Raw genomic sequence first — 17957 nt, forward strand, 5'->3', positions numbered from 1 at the left:
CCCTACCACCGTAACCCTCCTCCTGCAAGCCGACATCGGTTCGCCCACAGCGCGATGCGCGGTGTACAATAGGCCGGACGAACGACCCCATCCGACGCAAGGGAGACCATCATGCTGCAACCCGCCTCGCTCGCCGACCTGCCGGCGTTTCGCTGCGCGCACGCCGAGGACGCCCGCGCGGGCACCGGCTGCACCGTCGTCATCGCGCCCGAAGGGGCCGTCTGCGGCGTCGACGTGCGCGGCGGCGGCCCCGCGACGCGCGAGACCGACCTGCTCAAGCCCGAGAACATGATCGAGGCCGTGCACGGCGTGGTGCTGTCGGGCGGCAGCGCCTTCGGGCTGGCCGCCGCAACCGGCGCGATGGAGGAGCTGGCCGCCCGCGGCATCGGCTTCCCCGTAGAGAGCGCCCGCGTGCCCATCGTTGTGGGCGCGTGCCTGTTCGACCTGCTCGTGGGGCAGAACGCGCATCCCGACGCCGCCATGGGGCGCGCGGCGGCGCAGGCGGCCTTCGAGCGCGATGCGGCGGAGCCGCTTGCCGAAGGCAACGTGGGAGCCGGCTGCGGCGCCTCGGTGGGCAAGCTGCTGGGCGGTGAGCGCGCCATGAAGGCGGGGCTCGGGGTCTGCGGGCTGCGCCTGGGCGAGCTCGCGGCCTGCGCCATCGTGGCGGTGAACGCTCTCGGCAACGTGCGCGACGCGGACGGCGCCTGGATCGCCGGCTGCCGCGACGACGAAGGGCGCGTCATGGACCCCCTCGAGGCGTTCGGCGTCCTCGCGCAGCAGGCGGCCGCCGCAGCTGCGGCCCGGGAGGTCGATCCGGCCGCCGGCCCGTGCGCCAACACGACCATCGGCGTCGTGCTGACGAACGCGCGCCTGACGAAGGCCCAGGCCACGAAAGCCTCCTCGACCGTCCACGACGCCTACGCGCGCGCCATCAAGCCCGTTCACACCTCGGGTGACGGCGACACCGTGTTCACGTTCGCATCGGGCGAGGTCGACGCCGACTACGACGTGTTCGCCATCCTGGCCACCGAGGCGATGCAGGGCGCCATCGTTCGCGCGGTCGAGCAGGCCGAGGGCGCCTACGGGCTGCCCGCCGCCCGCGACGTCGTCGCGCGCTAGGGGCGCCGCATGGAGGGAGCGAAGCTCGCGAACCGCGCGCTGTTCGTCGTGTCGGTAATCGTCACGGGCGCCATCGCCGGCGCGTTCGTGTGGCTGCTGCTGTTCGCCATGAACCTCGGCATCACGTTCATCTGGGAGAAGCTGCCCACGCACTTCGGCCCCTTCTTCCCGCTGATCGCCTGTCTGGCAGGCGGCCTGGTGATCGGGCTGTTCGCCAAGCGGTTCGGCTCCTATCCCGAGGATTTGAACCAGGTGATGGCGAAGGTGAAGCGCGACGGCCGCTACGACTACGACAAGCTGGGGGTCATGTCCGTCGCCGCGCTGCTGCCCCTGTTCTTCGGCGGATCCGTCGGCCCCGAGGCGGGGCTCACCGGCGCGGTCGCGGGCATCTGCACGTGGGTGGGCGACCGCATGAAGCGCTTCGGGTCGGACTTCCAGCAGCTCACGTCGGTCGGCACGATGGCGGCGCTGTCGGCCATCTTCACCGCTCCCCTGTTCGGGTTCGCCGCGCCGCTGTACGACGACGGCGACGAGAGCGAGGGCGCGCAAACCACCATCACGCTGCCGAAGTCGTCGAAGATCGTCGTGTACCTGTGCGCCATCGCGGGCGCGCTCGGCGCGTTCCTCGGCTTGGGCGCGCTGTTCGGCGGCGGCCTGTCGCTGCCCCGCTTCACCGACATCCACGTGGGGACGACCGAGCTGCTGTGGCTCGTGCCGCTCGCGCTCGTGGGCGCGGCGGGCGGCTGGCTGTTCTGCGCGTTCGACGGCCTGTTCGGGCGCCTGTCCGACCGCATGGGCGAGCGCCCCGTGACCAAGGCGCTCATCGCCGGGCTCGCGTTGGCGCTGCTGGGCATCGCGCTGCCGTTCACGATGTTCGCCGGCGAGACGCAGGCCGAGCAACTCGGCGAGGTCTGGACCACGATGACCGCGTTCGCGCTGTTGGCCACGGGTTTCGGCAAGGTGCTCATCACGCCTTTGTGCATCCGCTTCGGCTGGCGGGGCGGCCACTTCTTCCCCGTCATCTTCGCCGGCATCTCCATCGGCTACGGCATGGCCCTGCTCACCGGAGCCGACCCCGTGTTCTGCCTGTGCGCCTGCACGGCCGCGCTCGTGGGCGGCGTCATGCGCCAGCCGCTCATGACCGTGCTGCTGCTGTTCCTGTGCTTCCCCGTGAAGGGCATCGTGGTCATGTTGGCGGCCGCGGCCCTCGGCGCCGCCATCCCGCTGCCGAAGGCCCTGCGCGCCGAGAAGGGCCCGGCTCCTACGACCCCGGCGTGACGACGAGCTTGAACCCGAGCGCGTCGAGGACGTCGACGACGGTGCTGAACCGGGGGTTGCCTTCGGCCGAGAGCGACTTGTACAGGCTCTCGCGCCCCACCCCCGCACGCTCGGCAACCTGCGCCATGCCGCGAGCGCGAGAAACGTCCCCTAACGCAACCTTGAAGAACTCGGGATCGTTTTCTTCGAGAGCGGCCGTCAGATATTCCGCGATGGCCTCCTCCGAGTCCAGATAATCCGAAATGCAGAACTCCGACAACTTGAGCGGTCTTTTAAAGGGGTTCTTCATACGACCATCCTCCATCTCTTGCCTGCTTTGCGAGGCTTTTCGCCTTTTTCACATCCCGCTTTTGGGAGCCTTTGTCGCCGCCGCAAAGCAGCAACACGACAGCATCGCGCTTTCGCATCGCATACACGCGGTATCCCGGACCGCAATCCACCTTCAATTCGAAGACGCCTTCGCCGATATCGCGAACCTCCCCGAACCGTCCCATCTGCAGTCGCCGCACGCGCATGGCGATACGCGTTGCAGCCGCGCGATCGTCCAGCTTGCGCAGCCAACGGGTGAATACCGGCAAGGCAAGCACCGTCACGTTCGTCGCATCCATCCTCACTCCTTTGTATCTTACAGGATACTCGCGCCTCGGTCAAGGCACGGCGGGTCCTGCAGGGCGAAGCATAGCAGCGAAGCGCTCACGCCCCGATCATGGGAGTCTGACGCGGATTCCACGGGGTCTTGCGCGGTTCCAACGTCGTTTCCACGTGCAGCGAACGTCGTTCTCGCGCCGATTCCACGTGGATCCGACGCCCTTCTCACGCGAATCTCGCGTCGGCCCGACGCGGGACGGCGACCAAAAAAAAACGCCGCCACGTAGGTGGCGGCGCATGGCAGGACGTGCGAGCGGGCTGAACCGGATGCTCGACGCGCTACTCCTTGCCGAGGAGCTTGGCGATGCGGTCGGAGTACTCGATGTCGGTGAGGCCGGCTTCGGCGGCCAGGTCGATGACGGGCGCGTCGTTCCACAGCGCCTCGAGGCGGTAGTACTCGCGGGTCTCGGGCTGGAAGACGTGCACGACGAAGCTGCCGTAGTCGAGCAGCGACCACGTGCCGTCCTGCGTGCCTTCGCGATGCAACGGCTTCATCTGAGCCTGGACGCGCACCGCATCCTCGATCTCGTCGATGATGGCCTCGACCTGACGGTTGTTGGAGGCCGTGGCGATGACGAAGTAATCCGTCACGCCGATGAGCTCGCCCACCTCCTGCACCATGATGTCGGTGGCCTTCTTGTCGTCGGCCGCGCGGGCCGCGATGAGGGCGCATTCCCTGGAAGTCTTCTCGTTCGTCGTTGTGCTCACGCTGTTCCTTTCTCGGCCTTCGCTTCGCGCGATCGGGCCACGTAATGGTTCCACACCTCGACCGTTGCCGGGTGCAGGCGTCGCCGGCGCTCCACGAGCGTCAGCAGGATGTGGTTGAACGTCATCATGAAAAGCTCTTCGAGCGGCACCTCGCTGATGGCGGAGCGCAGCTCGTCGAGCCCGTCGAAATCGCGGCCGGGCTCGATGGCGTCGGCGATGTAGATGATCATGTCGAGGTCGCTCATGCCCACCGCCGCCGCGGTGTGCCGCGCGATGGACTGTATCACGTCGTCGGGCAGGTCGGGATGCGCGCGCTTGAGCTCGGCCGCCGCAGTGGGCCCATGCAGCAGGCGCGGCATGGTTTCCAGCACGTACGGGTCCACGTCCACGTCGAGCGCGCGGGCGTGCGCCCGGATCGCGTCGTCGTCGTATTCCTTGTCCCAATCGTGCAGCAGGCCCGCCAAGCGCGCCTTGCGCACGTCGGCGCCGTACGTCTCGGCCAGCAGCGCGGCCATCTCCGACACGCTGCGCGCGTGCTCGAAACGCTTGCGCTTGAGCCGTTGCTCCAAATCGCGCTCGCGCGCGTCGAAGAACGCCTCCGACAGCACGTCCTCGCTCATCGCACGCCTCCTTCGTCGTCGCTCGGGCCCGTCTCGTACAGGCCCCGCTCCTGAATATAGTCGAGCACGCCCTGCATCGTCAAATAACGGATCGACTTCCCCCTCGCCAACCGCTCGCGCAGGTCGCTCGACGATATGGCGAGGGCCGTCACCACGAGGTAATCGATGGCGAAGTTGCCGTGCTCGGCGATGAACGCCCGCCGCTCCTCCGACAGCACGTAGCCGGGGCGCGTGACCGCGATGAGGCGCGCGAGGTCGGCGATGGCCGCGCTCTCGCGCCACTGCACGATGTGGTACACCGCGTCGGCGCCCGTGATGAAGCGCAGCTCCACGTTGTCGGGGTAGTGCGCGCGCAGCTGGCGCAGCGTGTCCACCGTGTAGGTGTCGCCGCCGCGCTCGATCTCGATGGCGCTCACGTCGAACGCCGGATTGCTGCGCGTGGCGATGCGGCACATCTCCAGGCGCTCGGCCGCCGGCGTGACGACGCGGTCCTTCTTGAACACGGGGTTGCCCGCGGGGACGAACACCACGCCGTCGAGGTCGTAGGCCTCGCGCGCCTGCTCGGCGCACGCGAGGTGCCCGATATGGATGGGGTCGAACGTGCCGCCCATGATGCCGAGACGCGCCGGCCTCCCGTCCCGCCCCAGGTCGTCGAAGTGATCGCAGATCCGTCCCACTACGCGCGCACCTGCCCGGAGCCGCGCAGCACGTACTTGTACGACGTGAGCGCGTCGAGCGCGAACGGGCCGCGCGCGTGCAGCTTCTGGGTGGAGATGCCGATCTCGGCACCCAGGCCGAACTCTGCCCCGTCGGTGAACGCCGTCGACGCGTTCGCGTACACGGCGGCCGCGTCGACGCGCGCGAGGAACGCCTCGACGGCGCCCTCGTCCTCGGCCACGATGGCCTCGGAGTGCTTCGTGGAGTAACGGTTCACGTGGTCGATGGCCTCGTCCACGCCGTCGACCACGCGCACGGCCAGGTCGGCCGCGAGGTACTCGGTCTCCCAATCGGATTCGTCGGCGGGCACCGTGGGCGTGCCGTGCTTCGCGGCGACGGCCGCCGCGCGCTCGTCGGCATGCAGCGTCACGCCGCGCTCCGCCAGCTCGGCGAGCGCCGCGGGCAGGAAGGCTTCGGCCGCCGCCTCGTCCACGAGCAGCGTCTCGGCCGCGTTGCACACGCCCAGACGACGGCACTTCGCGTTCACGATGATGGCGCGCGCCTTCTCGAAGTCGGCCGACGCGTGCACGTACACGTGGCAGTTGCCCGTGCCCGTCTCGATGACCGGCACCTTCGACGCCTCCACGCAGTGGCGGATGAGCCCCGCGCCGCCGCGCGGGATGAGCACGTCCACCACCCCGTGCAGCTGCATGAGCTCGTCGGCCGCCGCGCGATCGGGTACCGTGACGGCGCCGATGCAGCCGCGGGGCATGCCCGCCTCCACCGCCGCGTCGTGCAGCACCTTCGCCATGATCTCGTTCGAGGCCGCCGCCATGCTGCCTCCGCGCAGCACCGCCGCGTTGCCCGACTTCAGGCAGATGCCGGCCGCGTCGGCCGTCACGTTCGGGCGCGCCTCGTACACGACGGCCACCACGCCGAGCGGCACGCTCACGCGCGTGAGCTCGATGCCGTTGTGCAGCGTGCGCCGCTGCTGCACCGCGCCCAGCGGGTCGGGCAGCGCGACGAGGTCCTCGAGCGCCGCCGCGATGCCCTCGACGCGGCCCTCGTCGAGCATGAGGCGGTCGAGCAAGCTCTCCTTGGTGCCCGCCGCGCGCGCCGCGTCCATGTCGAGGCCGTTCGCCTCGACGATGGCGCCCGCATGCGCGCGCAGCGCCGAGGCCATGGCGGCCAGCGCGCCGTTGCGTTCCTCGGCGCTCGTCTGCGCGAGCGCCCCGCTCGCCGCGCGCGCCTCCTCGGCGACGCGCCGCACGTGCTCCCGCACCGTTTCCTCAACCATGGCTCCCCCTTACTCGAATACCACGAGCTCGTCGCGATGGACGAGCGGTTTGTCGGCCAAGCTTGCCAGCAGGCGGTTCGCCTGCAGCTCCGCGCGCGTGCGCCCGATCGCCAGCGCGGCCTCGTCGCTGGCGAAGGCCACCTTCCCGCGCGCGAACAGATGCCCCGTCGCATCCTTGATGTCGACGATGTCGTTCGCCTCGAAGCGCCCTTCCACCGCGCGCACGCCCACCGACAGAAGCGAGCTGCCGCGCTCGATGAGGGCGGCCTTCGCGCCGTCGTCCACCACGAGCGCACCGCGCGCCGCGTCGCCCAGCGCGATCCACAGCTTCTTCGGCGTGATCTCGTGGGGCTTCTTCGCGGCCACGAACAGCGTGCCCACGTCCTCGCCCGCCGCCGCGTCCACGATGGCCTCGGCGCGATGGCCGTCGCACACCACGAGCGGGATGCCCGCCACCATGAGCACGCGCGCGGCCTTGATCTTCGTGATCATGCCGCCCGAGCCCACCGTGGTGCCCGCCTCGCCCGCCACGGCCATGATCTCGGGGCCGATGGCCTCGACGCGGCCGATGAGCTTGGCATCCGGATGGTGATGGGGGTTGGCGTCGTAGAGCCCGTCGATGTCCGACAGGATCACCATGAGGTCGGCCTCCACGAGGCACGCCACGAGCGCCGCCAGCGTGTCGTTGTCGCCGAAGCGGATCTGCTCGACCGAGATGGTGTCGTTCTCGTTCACGATGGGCACCACGCCCAGCTCGAGCAAGCGGTCGAACGTGTCGCGCGCGTGCAGGTACGCGCGACGGTCGGCCGTGTCGCGGCGCGTCAGCAGCACCGTGGACGTCACGATGCCGTGGCGCGCGAACGCCTCGGCGTACGCCGTCGAGAGCGCGCTCTGCCCCACCGAGGCGGCCGCCTGCAAGCTGGGCATGTCGTGCGGGCGCTTCTCGATGCCCAGCTGCTCGAGGCCGCAGGCGATGGCGGCCGAGGTGACGACGACGGGGCGCCACCCCGCGGCGCGCACGCGCGCGATCTGGTCGGTCACCTCCGCGAGGTAGGCGTAGTCGATCTTGCTCTCCGACGTGGTGAGCGTGGACGACCCGATTTTGATGACGAGGCGCTTGCCCAGCGTCTGCGGGGCGACGTGCGCGCAACCGGCCGGCTTCATTACAGATCGAGCTCCTTGAACAGGTCCTCGGCCGTGCGGGCCGACTCGAACTCGAACGCGCGCCCGACGATGCGGATCTCGTCGCCGTCCACCGCGCCCGCCTTCTCGAGCGCCTTCTCCACGCCGAGGCGCTTGAGGCGGTGCTGCAAAAACGCGATGGCCTCCTCGTTCTCCCAGTCGGTTTGCACCACCATGCGCTCCACCTGCGGGCCCTCCACGCGGAACACCCCGCCGCCGAGCGGCACGACCTTGAACTTCTTGTCGCGCTCCTCGCGCTTGTGCTCCCACACGTGCTCGTACTGCACGTCGGCCTGCGCCTGCTCGCGCAGCGCCTCGCGCAGCTCGTGCACCTTCGCGGCGATGGCGGCCTTGAGGCCGTCGACGCCCTCGCCCGTGAGCGCGCTGATGCGGTAGAGCTTCGGGTCGACGGGGCTCGGGGCGAACTCGTCGCCGCCCGCAGCCGCGACGGAGTCCGCGCGCACGCGCTCCGCCAGCCGGTCGGCCACCTCTTCCACGCCCGGCACGTCCATCTTGTTCGCCACCACGATGCGCGGGCGCGCCGCCAGGTCGTCGGCGTACAGCGCCAGCTCGCGGTTGATGATGTCGTAGTCCTCGAGCGGGTCGCGGCCCTCGTAGTCGCCCGTCAGGTCGACCACATGCACGATGAGCGCGGTGCGCTCGATATGGCGCAGGAACTCGTGGCCCAGGCCGCGCCCCTCGTGCGCGCCTTCGATGAGGCCGGGGATGTCGGCCACGACGAAGCTGTAGTCGCCCGAGCGCGCCACGCCGAGGTTCGGCACGAGCGTGGTGAACGGGTAGTCGGCGATCTTCGGGCGCGCGGCGCTCATCTTCGCGATGAGCGACGACTTGCCCGCCGACGGCATGCCCACGAGGGCCGCGTCGGCCATGAGCTTCATCTCCAGCTCGATCCAGCGCTCCTGCGACGGCTCGCCCAGCTCGGCGAACGCGGGCGCGCGCCGGGTCGGCGTCACGAAGTGGATGTTGCCGCGTCCGCCCATGCCGCCCTCGGCCACGGTGACGCGCTCGCCGTCGTGCGTGAGATCGGCGATGAGCTCGCCCACTTCTTTGTCGTCCTCGAAGTACTCGTGGACGACGGTGCCCATCGGCACCTTGAGCACGAGGTCCTCGCCGGTGGCGCCGTGCATGCGCGAGCCCTTGCCGTGCGTGCCGCGATCGGCCTTGAAATGGTGCTTGAAGCGGTACTCGATGAGCGACGACAGGCTGGCGTCGGCCTCGACCACGACGTTGCCGCCATGGCCGCCGTCGCCGCCGTCGGGACCGCCCTTCGGCACGTGGGCCTCGCGGCGAAACGACATGCAGCCGGCTCCGCCGTTGCCGCCTTTGACATGGATGCGTACTTTGTCGATGAACACGGGTGGTACCTCTATTTCGATCCGCGCCCGGAGAGGGCGCACGGGTTGCTCGCTTAAACACGACAACCCGGATTGTATATGAAAAATGCCCCCTGACGAGCAGGGGGCATGCGAAAACAGATAACGTTACGCAGTCGTGGGTAGGCGGAACCTACGCCTCGGGACGCACGTGCACCTTGTGCTTGGCGCCCTTCGTGAACTCGAGCGTGCCGTCGCACAGAGCGAACAGCGTGTCGTCCTTGCCGCGGCCGACGTTCTCGCCCGGATGGATGTGCGTACCGCGCTGGCGGACGATGACGTTGCCCGTCTTGACCGCCTGACCGCCGAACATCTTCACGCCGAGACGCTGTGCGTGGGAGTCGCGGCCGTTACGGCTGGAACCGAGACCTTTCTTGTGAGCCATGGTGTTCCCTCCTTACGCTTTACTCGGCGTCTTCAGACGCGGGCTTTTCGGCAGCCTTCTTGGCGACCGGCTTCTTCTCAGCTTCGTCCTTCTTCGCAGCCTTCTTGGCGGCCGGCTTGTCAGCCTTGGCCGAGCCGACGGACTCGATCTGGACGCGCGTGAGCTGCTGGCGATGGCCGCGCAGCTTCTTGTAGTTCTTGCGCTTCTTGAACTTGAAGACCAGCTGCTTCTCACCCTTGAACTGCTCGAGGATGATGGCGGTGACCTTCGTCGCGGCTGCCTTCGCGGGGTCGGCCTCCACCTTGGCGCCGTCGACGACGCAGATGGCTTCGAGCTCGACCTTGTCGCCCACGGCGGCGTCAAGCTTTTCGATGTTCAGCTTGTCGCCGGGTGCGACCTTGTACTGCTTGCCGCCCGTTTTTACGATTGCGTACATGAGTGTCTCCTTGATATGAATAAACGCAAGGCGATAGCTTACCAGCGTGACCGTAGCAAGTCAATGTGATCTTATGCACGATCCACGCGTATCATCGCACTCTTCCTACGCTGTGCCTCCACAGAGCACAACGTTTATATGATAGCAGATACTTTAGCCACACGCGGCGGCGTGGTATGATTTTTTCGAACATCACAGGTCCGACAAAATCGGCGCGGCGGCTGCGGCGCCGACCCCCCCCCGAGGGGGAACGGGGCCGACGGGGCCCTTAGTGCGCCTCCGCCCAGTTGGCGGCGTAGGAGACGTCGACGTCGAGGGGGACGCGGAGCTCCACGATGTGCTCCATGACGTCCTTCACGATGGCCGACAGCTCCTCGATCTCGCCTTCCGGCACGCTGAAGTCCAGCTCGTCGTGCACCTGCAGCAGCAGCTTCGCCTCGAAGCCGCGCTCCATGATGCGACGCTGCACCTCGGTCATGGCCAGCTTGATGATGTCGGCGGCGCTGCCCTGCATGGGGTGGTTCATGGCCGTGCGCTCGCCGAAGCCGCGCTGCGTGGCGTTCGCGGCCTTGAGCTCGGGGATGTGGCGCTTGCGGCCGAACATCGTCTCGGCGAAGCCCTGCTCCTTCGCCTGCGCGACCGCGTCGTCGAGGTAGGATCGCACGCCGGGATACGCCTCGAAGTAGCGCTCGATCATCTCCTTGGCCTCGCTGAACGGGATGCCGAGGCTCTGCGACAGGCCGAACGCCTGCTGCCCGTACACGATGCCGAAGTTCACGGCCTTCGCGCGGCTGCGCAGCCCGGGCCCCACCTCTTCCACCGGCAGGCCGAACACGCGGCTGGCCGTGGCGGCGTGGAAGTCGGCACCGGAGCAGAACGCGGCCACGAGGTGCTCGTCGTTCGACAGGTGCGCGAGCAGGCGCAGCTCGATCTGCGAGTAGTCGGCCGAGAGGAACGCATGGCCCTCCTCGAGCGGCACGAAGCATTCGCGGATCTGGCGGCCGAACTCGGTGCGCACGGGGATGTTCTGCAGGTTCGGCTCGGACGACGACAGGCGCCCCGTGGTGGTCACCGTCTCGTTGAAGCTCGTGTGCACGCGCCCGTCGTCGGCGCGCATGCGGGGCAGCGCGTCGATGTAGGTGGACTTGATCTTCGCCAGCTCGCGGTAGCGCAGGACGAGCGCCGGCAGCTCGTGGTCGTTCGACAGCTCCTTGAGCACGGCGGCGTCGGTGGAGTAGCCGCGCTGGTTCTTCCTGAGCGTGCGCAGGCCCAGCACCTCGAACAGGATGTGCGCGAGCTGCTTGGGGCTGTCGAGGTTGAACTCCTCCCCCGCGATCTCGATGATGCGCGCGCGCAGCTCGTCGAGCTCGGCCTGCGTCGTGGCCCCCAGCTCGGCCAGGCGGTCGCAATCCACCGCGGCGCCCGTGCGCTCGACGATGGCGAGCACCGCCACGAGCGGCAGGTCGATGTCGAAGTAGGCGCGCTTGCTCTCGTCGCGCCCGAGCGCGTCGGTGAGCGGGCCCACCAGCATGCGCGCCGCCGCGGCCTGGGCCGCCACGGCGCCGGCCTCGTCCTTCGTCTCGGGCAGCACGCCGCCGTAGTAGGCGTCGAGCAGCGCGTCGAAGGAGTACTCGGACACCGACGAGTTCAGCACGTAGCCGGCCAGCCCCAGGTCGAACGCGCGCATGCCCATGAGCTCGGCGTCCTCCACAAGCGCGGCCTCGGCCGTATCGGCGGGATAGATGCGATGCACCTCGCGCTTGACGTCGAGCGCGGCGAACGAGCCGGCGCGCACGATGCGCGCGAACGCCTCGCGGCCCTCGTCGTCCTCGAACACCGCCGTGCCTTCGCTCGTGTTCACCGCGCCGTGCAGGCCGGCGTTGAACAGCGACACCTGCTCGGGCTCGATGAACGCCACGCCCACCGTCTCGCCGCGCGCGATGGCCGCGTCGACGAGCGCCTGCGCCTCGGGCCCCGAAACCACCGGCTCCACTACGAGCGGGGCCGCCTTCTTCTCAAGCTCCTTGCCCACGAGCTTGAGCACGCGGCTGAGGTGCGCGTTGAACTGCACGCTCTTGAACGCCTCGGTCACCTTGTCGGAATCGAACGACGGGAACGAGCACGCTTCGAGGTCGAGCGGGAAGTCGAGGTCGCGCACGATGGTGGCCACCTCGCGGCTCAGATACGCCATGTCCTTGTTGTCGACGATCTTCTCTTTCTGCTTGCCCTTGAGATCGTCCACGTGCTCGTAGATGCCCTCGAGGTTGCCGTAGGTCTGCAGCAGCTTCGCGGCGGTCTTGTCGCCGATGCCGGGCACGCCGGGGATGTTGTCGGACGAGTCGCCCTTGAGGCCGAGGAAGTCGATGAACTGGTCGGGCCGCACGCCGTAGCGCTCGAGCACCTCGGCCGGGCCGTAGATGGCCACGTCGGTGATGCCCTTCTTCGTGGTGACGATGCGCGTCTTGTCGGTTGCCAGCTGGTAGGCGTCCTTATCGCCCGTCACGAGTAGCGTCTCGTAGCCCAGCTCCTCGTCGCGCGCGGCGATGGTGCCCAGCACGTCGTCGCCCTCCCAGCCCTTGATGCGCACCACGGGCACGTTCATGGCCTCCAGCAGCTCCTCGACGATGGGGAACTGCACCTTGAGGTCGTCGTCCATGGGAGGGCGCTGCGCCTTGTACTGCTCGAGCGCCTCCATGCGGAACGCCGGACGACCCGCATCGAACGCGCAGATGAGCGCGTCGGGATTCGCGATGTCGATGAACTTGAGCAGCATGGCCACGAAGCCGAACACGGCGTTGGTGGGCCGCCCGTCGGGAGCGTTCATCGTCTGGGGCACCGCATGGTAGGCGCGGTGCATAAGCGAGTTGCCGTCGATGACGGCGATCTTCTTCGGCATAGGGCGAGTCCTCCGTCGGTTTGGGTGTCGAGCGACCAGTATAGAGCAACCCGTCGCGCCCCTGCCGGACGCCGTCGGAGAAACAAAGAATCACCTACCGCCCCGCCAGGGTTTCGCGTCGCGCGCGGCTACGCGCTCCACAGGTAGCCGACGCCTCGCACCGTTTCCAGGTGCTGGGCGAGCTCGGGGCCCAGCTTCGCCCGGATGCGCCGCACGTGCACGTCCACCGTGCGCGAGCCGCCGTAGTAGTCGAAACCCCACACCCGGCGCAGCAGCGCGTCGCGCGAGTAGGTGCGCGAGGGGTGCGTGACGAGGAAGGCCAGCAGCGCGTACTCGAGGTACGTGAGGTCGAGCGGCTCGCCGCCCACCGTCACCTGGTAGGTGGCCAGGTTCACGGTCATGTTCTCCACGGCGAGGCAGTCCGAGGTGGCGGCCTCGTTGCCAGGCCACAGCAGCTGGCGGATGCGGGCCGCGCACTCCCCAGGCGATGCGCCGCGCATCACGAAGTCGCTCTTCACCTGCACGGGCAGCCGAAAGCGGACGAGCTGGTCCTCCCCCACGATGACGAGCAGCGACGCCGCGTTGTCCTCGAGCAGCAGCGCCTCGATGCCGGCCACGTCCTCCGACGCGCCGCCGCGCGCCTCGTACACGACGAGGTCGCAGGCGGGATGCTGCCCAAGCAGCTTCTTGAACTGGGCGGACGACCCCGCCGCCACGTCCACGTCCAAACCCGACAGCACCTGCTGGAACTTATGCGCGTTGTCGAGGCTGTCCGCGACGAATATCACCTGCTTGCGCTGCATGGCCCCTCCTCTCGCACGTCACAGCACCGCGAGGTAGCGGTCGCGCTCCCACTGCGACACGTACCCCTGGTAGTCGTTCCATTCGGCGCGCTTCGCGGCCACGAGGTAGGAGTGGATGTGGTCGCCGAGCGTCGCGCGCATCAGCTCGGACTCCGCGAACAGCTCCACCGCCTCGCCGAGGCTCTCGGGCAGCGTGGCGATGCCCTGCTGGCGCAGGTCCTGGCGCGACAGCATGAACAGGTCCTGGTCCTCGTTGGGCTCCTGCAGCTCCAGCTCCTCCTCGATGCCCGCCAAGCCGGCGGCCAGCATGGCGGCGAAGGCGAGGTAGGGGTTCGCGCTGGGGTCGGGGCTGCGCAGCTCGAGGCGGCACGCGCCCTCGCTCGTGGGGCGGTAGCCCGGCACGCGCACGAGCGTGGAGCGATTCGAGCGCGCCCACGACAGGTAGATGGGCGCTTCGCCGCCGGCGATGAGGCGCTTGTACGAGTTCACGTGCTGGTTCGTGATGGCGCAGAACTCGGGCGCGTACTTGAGCAGGCCCGCCAGGTAGTGCTTGGCCACCTTCGACAGGTGGTAGCCCTGGGGGTCGTTCGGGTCGTAGAAGGCGTTGTTGCCGTCGAGGTCGTAGAGGCTCTGGTGCACGTGCATGCCGCTGCCCGGCTCGCCCGCCATGGGCTTGGGCATGAACGACGCGTGCACGCCGTGCTTCATCGCGATCTCCTTGACGACCAGCTTGTACGTCATCACCGCGTCGGCCATGGACAGCGCGTCGGTGAAGCGCAGGTCGATCTCGTGCTGGGACGGGCCGTTCTCGTGATGCGAGTACTCCACGGGGATGCCCATCTTCTCCAGCGTGAGCACGGTGTCGCGGCGCAGGTCGGAGGCGTAGTCGAGGCTCGTGAGGTCGAAGTAGCCGCCGCGGTCGAGCACCTCGGTGCCCTCGGCGTCCTTGAAGTAGTAGAACTCCAGCTCCGGGCCGATGTTGAACACGTAGCCCATCGCCTGGGCCTTCGCCGCCGTGCGCGCGAGCACCTGGCGCGGGTCGCCCTCGAAGGGCGACCCGTCGGGCGTGCGCAGGTTGCAGAACATGCGGGCGACCGCGTTGGACTCGGGCCGCCACGGCAGCACCTGGAACGTGGACGCGTCCGGATACGCCAGCATGTCGGATTCCTGCGTGCGGCAGAACCCCTCGATGCAGCTGCCGTCGAAGCCCATGCCATCGGCGAACGCGTCCTCGAGCTCGCTCGGGATGACCGCGAACGACTTCATGCGTCCCAGCACGTCGGTGAACCAGAAGCGGACGAAATGGACGTCGCGGCTCTTGATGGTTTTCAGCACGAAGTCTTGCTCGGGGGTCACGGTCATCGGGCAGTCCTTTCTCTCTCGAACCACCATTATACTCGCCGGTGTTTCGGTTGCGTTTCGCGAGGGACGCGACCGCATGCATCTAGTCGCTCACAATGCGCCGAACCTCCATCCTCCCAAAGCCCTTCGAAGACAGAGGAACGTACTGGCAGCTCATGCCGAAGTCCGGCTCCTCGTAGATCATGCCGTTGCCCGCGTAGAGCACCACGTGCTCGGGAAGAAGCGGGTTGTAGTTGGGCCAACCGCCAAAATACATCAGTATAAGATCACCTGGTTTCGCATCGTTGATCGATGCCACCCGATAACCTGCGTTGATCTGATCGTACGTCTCGAACCCGATATCCATGCCAAGATTACGCGTATAGATATGCCAGGTGAACGAAGCGCAATCCATGCCGCCGTCTTCGGGATACTTGCCCAACCAGACATAAGGGATGCCAAGGCACGACCGAGCTATGCGCATTGCACGGTTGATCGCATCCTGCCGATCGACGCCACTCGAGTTGCACCAAAGATAGCTGCCGTCGGACAGGCGCGTAGCCCCCATGGGCAGCATACGCCCGAATTCCACGGAACGTTCGATATAGGAGCGCAAGCTGCTCGGTAAAGCGCTCTTCCCCCCGAAATAGCGGATGGTCGAAAGTGAGTTTCTTTTGTCTACGACAAGCTTGATCGTCGGCGAGGAGGCGTCGCCCACGAGCAGCATCACCGACCTCGACGCCCCCTGCAGCACCGACCCGGCCAGCGCGTCGTAGGGCAGCGCGCCCGACGCGAACGCGGCGCCGTCCCAGGAGAGCACCCCGTTGTCGACGGCCCAGCGCGCCACGGCCGCCGAGGTGGCGTACTGGTCCGCGCCCGCGACGCGCTCGCAGACGCCCATCGGCGAGGACGCCGCGGCGACGAGCTCGAGGAACCCGTAGGCGAAGTCGGACACGGCGGCGGGGCCCCCTACGGCGAGCACGCGGGAGAACCGGCCCTGCTCGGCGCCCTCCAGCAGCGCCCGCTTCTGGGGCTCGCGCAGGCCGGCGCCCGGCTCCACGAGGAAGATGGGGGCCTTCCTCGCGAAGGCCACGGGGGAGGCGGACAGGGCGTCTCCGAAGTGGCCGCCGGTGGCGACGATGGCCGTCGAGGCGTCCCAGAGCCCGCGCTCCAGCCCGTAGCCGTACACCTCCATCTGGGTGCCGTAGCAGTCGGCGCCGCCCAGGCGCGCCTCGAGGGCGACCCCCTTGGACGAGAGCTGGGAGACCACCGCGTCGGACACGGCGGCGGAGCCTCCCACCACCACGACGCTCCTCACCTTGAGGTCGGCGAGGGCCCGGGCGGTCGCCGGGGAGAGGCGGCCGCGCTCGGTGAACAGGATGGGGCCCTTCGAGGCCGCGAGGCCCGCGGCGGACAGCGCGTCCACCCAGGCGTCGCCCGGCCCCACGAGGATGGCGCTGGCCGAGCCGCCCGGGTAGGCGGCGCGGGCCTCGGCGGCCGCGGTCTCGAACATGTCGGCGCCCGCGTACTCGGACGTGCCGAGGGCGAGGGCCCGAGGGGGCGCCGCGAAACAGGTCAAGAGCAAAACTGCGACGAGCGAGATCAGAACAATTGAGCCGTCGAGGAAACGGCGATTCGCGTGCATCATTCCGTCAAGCCTCCCTCAATCCCCGTCGCCTCGTCCTCCTGGGCCGAAACCTCGTCGCTCGGTTCTTCGGCACCGTCTGGCATCTCTTCTTGCTGAGCGGCCCCCTCATCCACTTCGGCATCAAGTTCAGAAGCGACTTTTGGACGAGGTGCGGTAGATATGCCCAACTTCGACACGATCGTGTTTCTCAAATTCTGAGGCAACGCCGCCGTACCCCCAAGAAACCTCACATGGCCGATAGAGCCTTTATGTAGCGCTGCCGCGTTCAATGTCGCCGTATTCGATCCGTCGATCAGAAGCAGAACCGACCCGCTTCCACCCTGCAGAACCGAACCCGCAAGGGCATCGTAGGGCGCTGCGCCCGTGGCGAATGCAAGACTATCCCAAGAAAGGCCCTGGCTCGTCGCCGCCCACGTCGCCACCTCTGCACTCGTTTCGTACTGCGTGGCTCCGGCGAGACGCGTATACGAGCCTCCATTCCAATAGCAGATCCCCGAAATGAATCCTTCAGCCTGCCTCGACACGGCGCTCGTCCCGCCTACGATGGCGACCGAAGTGAACCCTCCGCTTCGAGCGCCCTTCACCAGCGCCTGCTGCTGGCTACGGCCCAACCCTTCACCCGACGCCACCAGGAAAATGGGCGCTTTTTTGGCAAACGCCACCGGCGAAGCAGACAAGGCATCGCCGAAATGGCTAGCAGTGGCCACGATGGCCATCGAAGGATCCCAAAGTCCCCGAGATTGACCGTATTCGTATATCTTCATTTGGGTGTCGTAGCAATCGGTGCCACCAAGCCGGGTTTCAACCGCAATGCCGGAATTCTTGATAGCATTTGCCGCCTTCGCCGATACAGCTGCCTCACCTCCGACGATGACGACGCTTTTCACGCCGAGTTCTTTGAGCGCTTTCTTGGTTGCCGAATTGAACGAATCTTTTTCGGTGAACAGGATAGGACCTTTAGAAGCTGCAAGACCCGTTGCGGATAGCGCATCGATCCACGCTTGACCAGGCCCTACGATGATAGCGGAGTCGCAGCCTTTCGGATACGCAGCCTTGGCTTCCGCCGCAGCCGTTTCGTACATGGTTGCGCCGCTGTAGCTTTGAACGGGGTCGGCCTCGGCCACCTCCGAATCCGATTCCTCGCCGAGCGTCAGAGCATCTTCAGGGGAGGCTTCTTCGTCTAGGCACGCATCGGAATCTCCCCGATCCTCTTCATTCGAGTCGATCGCATCATCCGGGGCAACATCGGGCGGCTCCTCGCCAGTCTCTTCGGATTCCTTCTTTTCGTCGAGGTCGACGGAAGGACTCTCCACCCCATCGACCGTGCCGTCAGGCGACATGGCACCGTCTTGGTCGTTGGGAAGTTCGGAAGCGTCGGTCGAACCCCCGGGCTGCTCGGGCCGATCGTCGGCATACACACGAGGAAGCGGCACCAAGCACCCCGCCAAAGCGACCGCAACACCCCCAGCGAACAGCCTCAACGCAAGCGTGCGCACGAAGCCCTTTCTTTCCAACATTTCACTCACCGCGCCTTCCTTCCAACGC

17 protein-coding genes are annotated in these 17957 nt (G+C 67.6%); 2 read left to right on the forward strand and 15 right to left on the reverse strand.

The window, feature by feature from the left end; all coding sequences use genetic code 11:
* Positions 1-111: 111 nt before the first annotated feature.
* Together H8S61_RS04425 and H8S61_RS04430 are read left to right on the forward strand one after the other, a co-directional pair.
* Entirely contained in the window at positions 112-1119 is a 1008-nt protein-coding gene (locus tag H8S61_RS04425) for a P1 family peptidase (RefSeq protein ID WP_186938065.1), read from the forward strand.
* Between the two features lie 9 nt (positions 1120-1128).
* The gene (locus H8S61_RS04430) at positions 1129-2397 is read left to right on the forward strand and encodes a chloride channel protein (protein WP_186938066.1); all 1269 of its coding nucleotides are present in this window, start codon (positions 1129-1131) and stop codon (positions 2395-2397) included.
* On the opposite strand, the gene H8S61_RS04435 is transcribed toward H8S61_RS04430, so the two are convergent.
* From H8S61_RS04435 to H8S61_RS04505, 15 genes are all read right to left on the reverse strand, one after another.
* Positions 2381-2686, reverse strand: a complete 306-nt coding sequence (locus tag H8S61_RS04435; RefSeq protein ID WP_186938067.1) for an addiction module antidote protein — start codon at positions 2684-2686, stop codon at positions 2381-2383. The two genes, H8S61_RS04430 and H8S61_RS04435, sit on opposite strands and share 17 nt — an antisense overlap.
* The gene (locus H8S61_RS04440) at positions 2670-3005 is read right to left on the reverse strand and encodes a type II toxin-antitoxin system RelE/ParE family toxin (RefSeq protein WP_186938068.1); all 336 of its coding nucleotides are present in this window, start codon (positions 3003-3005) and stop codon (positions 2670-2672) included. Before H8S61_RS04440 ends, H8S61_RS04435 begins: the two co-directional genes overlap by 17 nt.
* A gap of 319 nt (positions 3006-3324) precedes the next feature.
* Positions 3325-3753, reverse strand: coding sequence for a ribosome silencing factor (gene rsfS / locus H8S61_RS04445; RefSeq protein ID WP_160943328.1), 429 nt, complete (start codon positions 3751-3753; stop codon positions 3325-3327).
* On the reverse strand, positions 3750-4373 hold the full coding sequence (yqeK, locus tag H8S61_RS04450) for a bis(5'-nucleosyl)-tetraphosphatase (symmetrical) YqeK (RefSeq protein ID WP_186938069.1): 624 nt from the start codon (positions 4371-4373) through the stop codon (positions 3750-3752). Before yqeK ends, rsfS begins: the two co-directional genes overlap by 4 nt.
* Complete coding sequence (gene nadD / locus H8S61_RS04455; RefSeq protein ID WP_186938070.1) at positions 4370-5050, reverse strand: nicotinate-nucleotide adenylyltransferase; 681 nt, start codon at positions 5048-5050, stop codon at positions 4370-4372. The genes yqeK and nadD overlap by 4 nt, the downstream gene beginning before the upstream one ends.
* Positions 5050-6327: a glutamate-5-semialdehyde dehydrogenase gene (locus H8S61_RS04460; RefSeq protein ID WP_186938071.1), complete on the reverse strand. Its 1278-nt coding sequence runs from the start codon at positions 6325-6327 to the stop codon at positions 5050-5052. The genes nadD and H8S61_RS04460 overlap by 1 nt, the downstream gene beginning before the upstream one ends.
* A gap of 9 nt (positions 6328-6336) precedes the next feature.
* Positions 6337-7491: a glutamate 5-kinase gene (proB, locus tag H8S61_RS04465; protein ID WP_154334438.1), complete on the reverse strand. Its 1155-nt coding sequence runs from the start codon at positions 7489-7491 to the stop codon at positions 6337-6339.
* Positions 7491-8885, reverse strand: coding sequence for a GTPase ObgE (obgE, locus tag H8S61_RS04470; RefSeq protein WP_186938072.1), 1395 nt, complete (start codon positions 8883-8885; stop codon positions 7491-7493). Before obgE ends, proB begins: the two co-directional genes overlap by 1 nt.
* A gap of 151 nt (positions 8886-9036) precedes the next feature.
* On the reverse strand, positions 9037-9288 hold the full coding sequence (gene rpmA / locus H8S61_RS04475) for a 50S ribosomal protein L27 (protein WP_154334439.1): 252 nt from the start codon (positions 9286-9288) through the stop codon (positions 9037-9039).
* Between the two features lie 19 nt (positions 9289-9307).
* Positions 9308-9724 (reverse strand): 50S ribosomal protein L21, encoded by a 417-nt coding sequence (gene rplU, locus H8S61_RS04480; protein WP_186938073.1) that lies wholly within the window; start codon positions 9722-9724, stop codon positions 9308-9310.
* A 268-nt stretch (positions 9725-9992) separates the two neighbouring features.
* Positions 9993-12620 carry a DNA polymerase I gene (gene polA, locus H8S61_RS04485; RefSeq protein ID WP_186938074.1) on the reverse strand — a complete coding sequence of 876 codons (2628 nt, stop codon included), beginning with the start codon at positions 12618-12620 and terminating at the stop codon, positions 9993-9995.
* Between the two features lie 128 nt (positions 12621-12748).
* The gene (locus H8S61_RS04490; protein WP_186938075.1) at positions 12749-13423 is read right to left on the reverse strand and encodes a winged helix-turn-helix transcriptional regulator; all 675 of its coding nucleotides are present in this window, start codon (positions 13421-13423) and stop codon (positions 12749-12751) included.
* An 18-nt stretch (positions 13424-13441) separates the two neighbouring features.
* Complete coding sequence (locus H8S61_RS04495) at positions 13442-14785, reverse strand: glutamine synthetase family protein (RefSeq protein WP_015760888.1); 1344 nt, start codon at positions 14783-14785, stop codon at positions 13442-13444.
* An 82-nt stretch (positions 14786-14867) separates the two neighbouring features.
* Positions 14868-16412 (reverse strand): cell wall-binding repeat-containing protein, encoded by a 1545-nt coding sequence (locus tag H8S61_RS04500; RefSeq protein ID WP_186938076.1) that lies wholly within the window; start codon positions 16410-16412, stop codon positions 14868-14870.
* Complete coding sequence (locus H8S61_RS04505) at positions 16409-17929, reverse strand: cell wall-binding repeat-containing protein (protein WP_255466464.1); 1521 nt, start codon at positions 17927-17929, stop codon at positions 16409-16411. The genes H8S61_RS04500 and H8S61_RS04505 overlap by 4 nt, the downstream gene beginning before the upstream one ends.
* Positions 17930-17957 lie beyond the last annotated feature (28 nt).

It is taken from the genome of Eggerthella hominis, from assembly GCF_014287365.1.
GTDB lineage: Bacteria > Actinomycetota > Coriobacteriia > Coriobacteriales > Eggerthellaceae > Eggerthella > Eggerthella guodeyinii.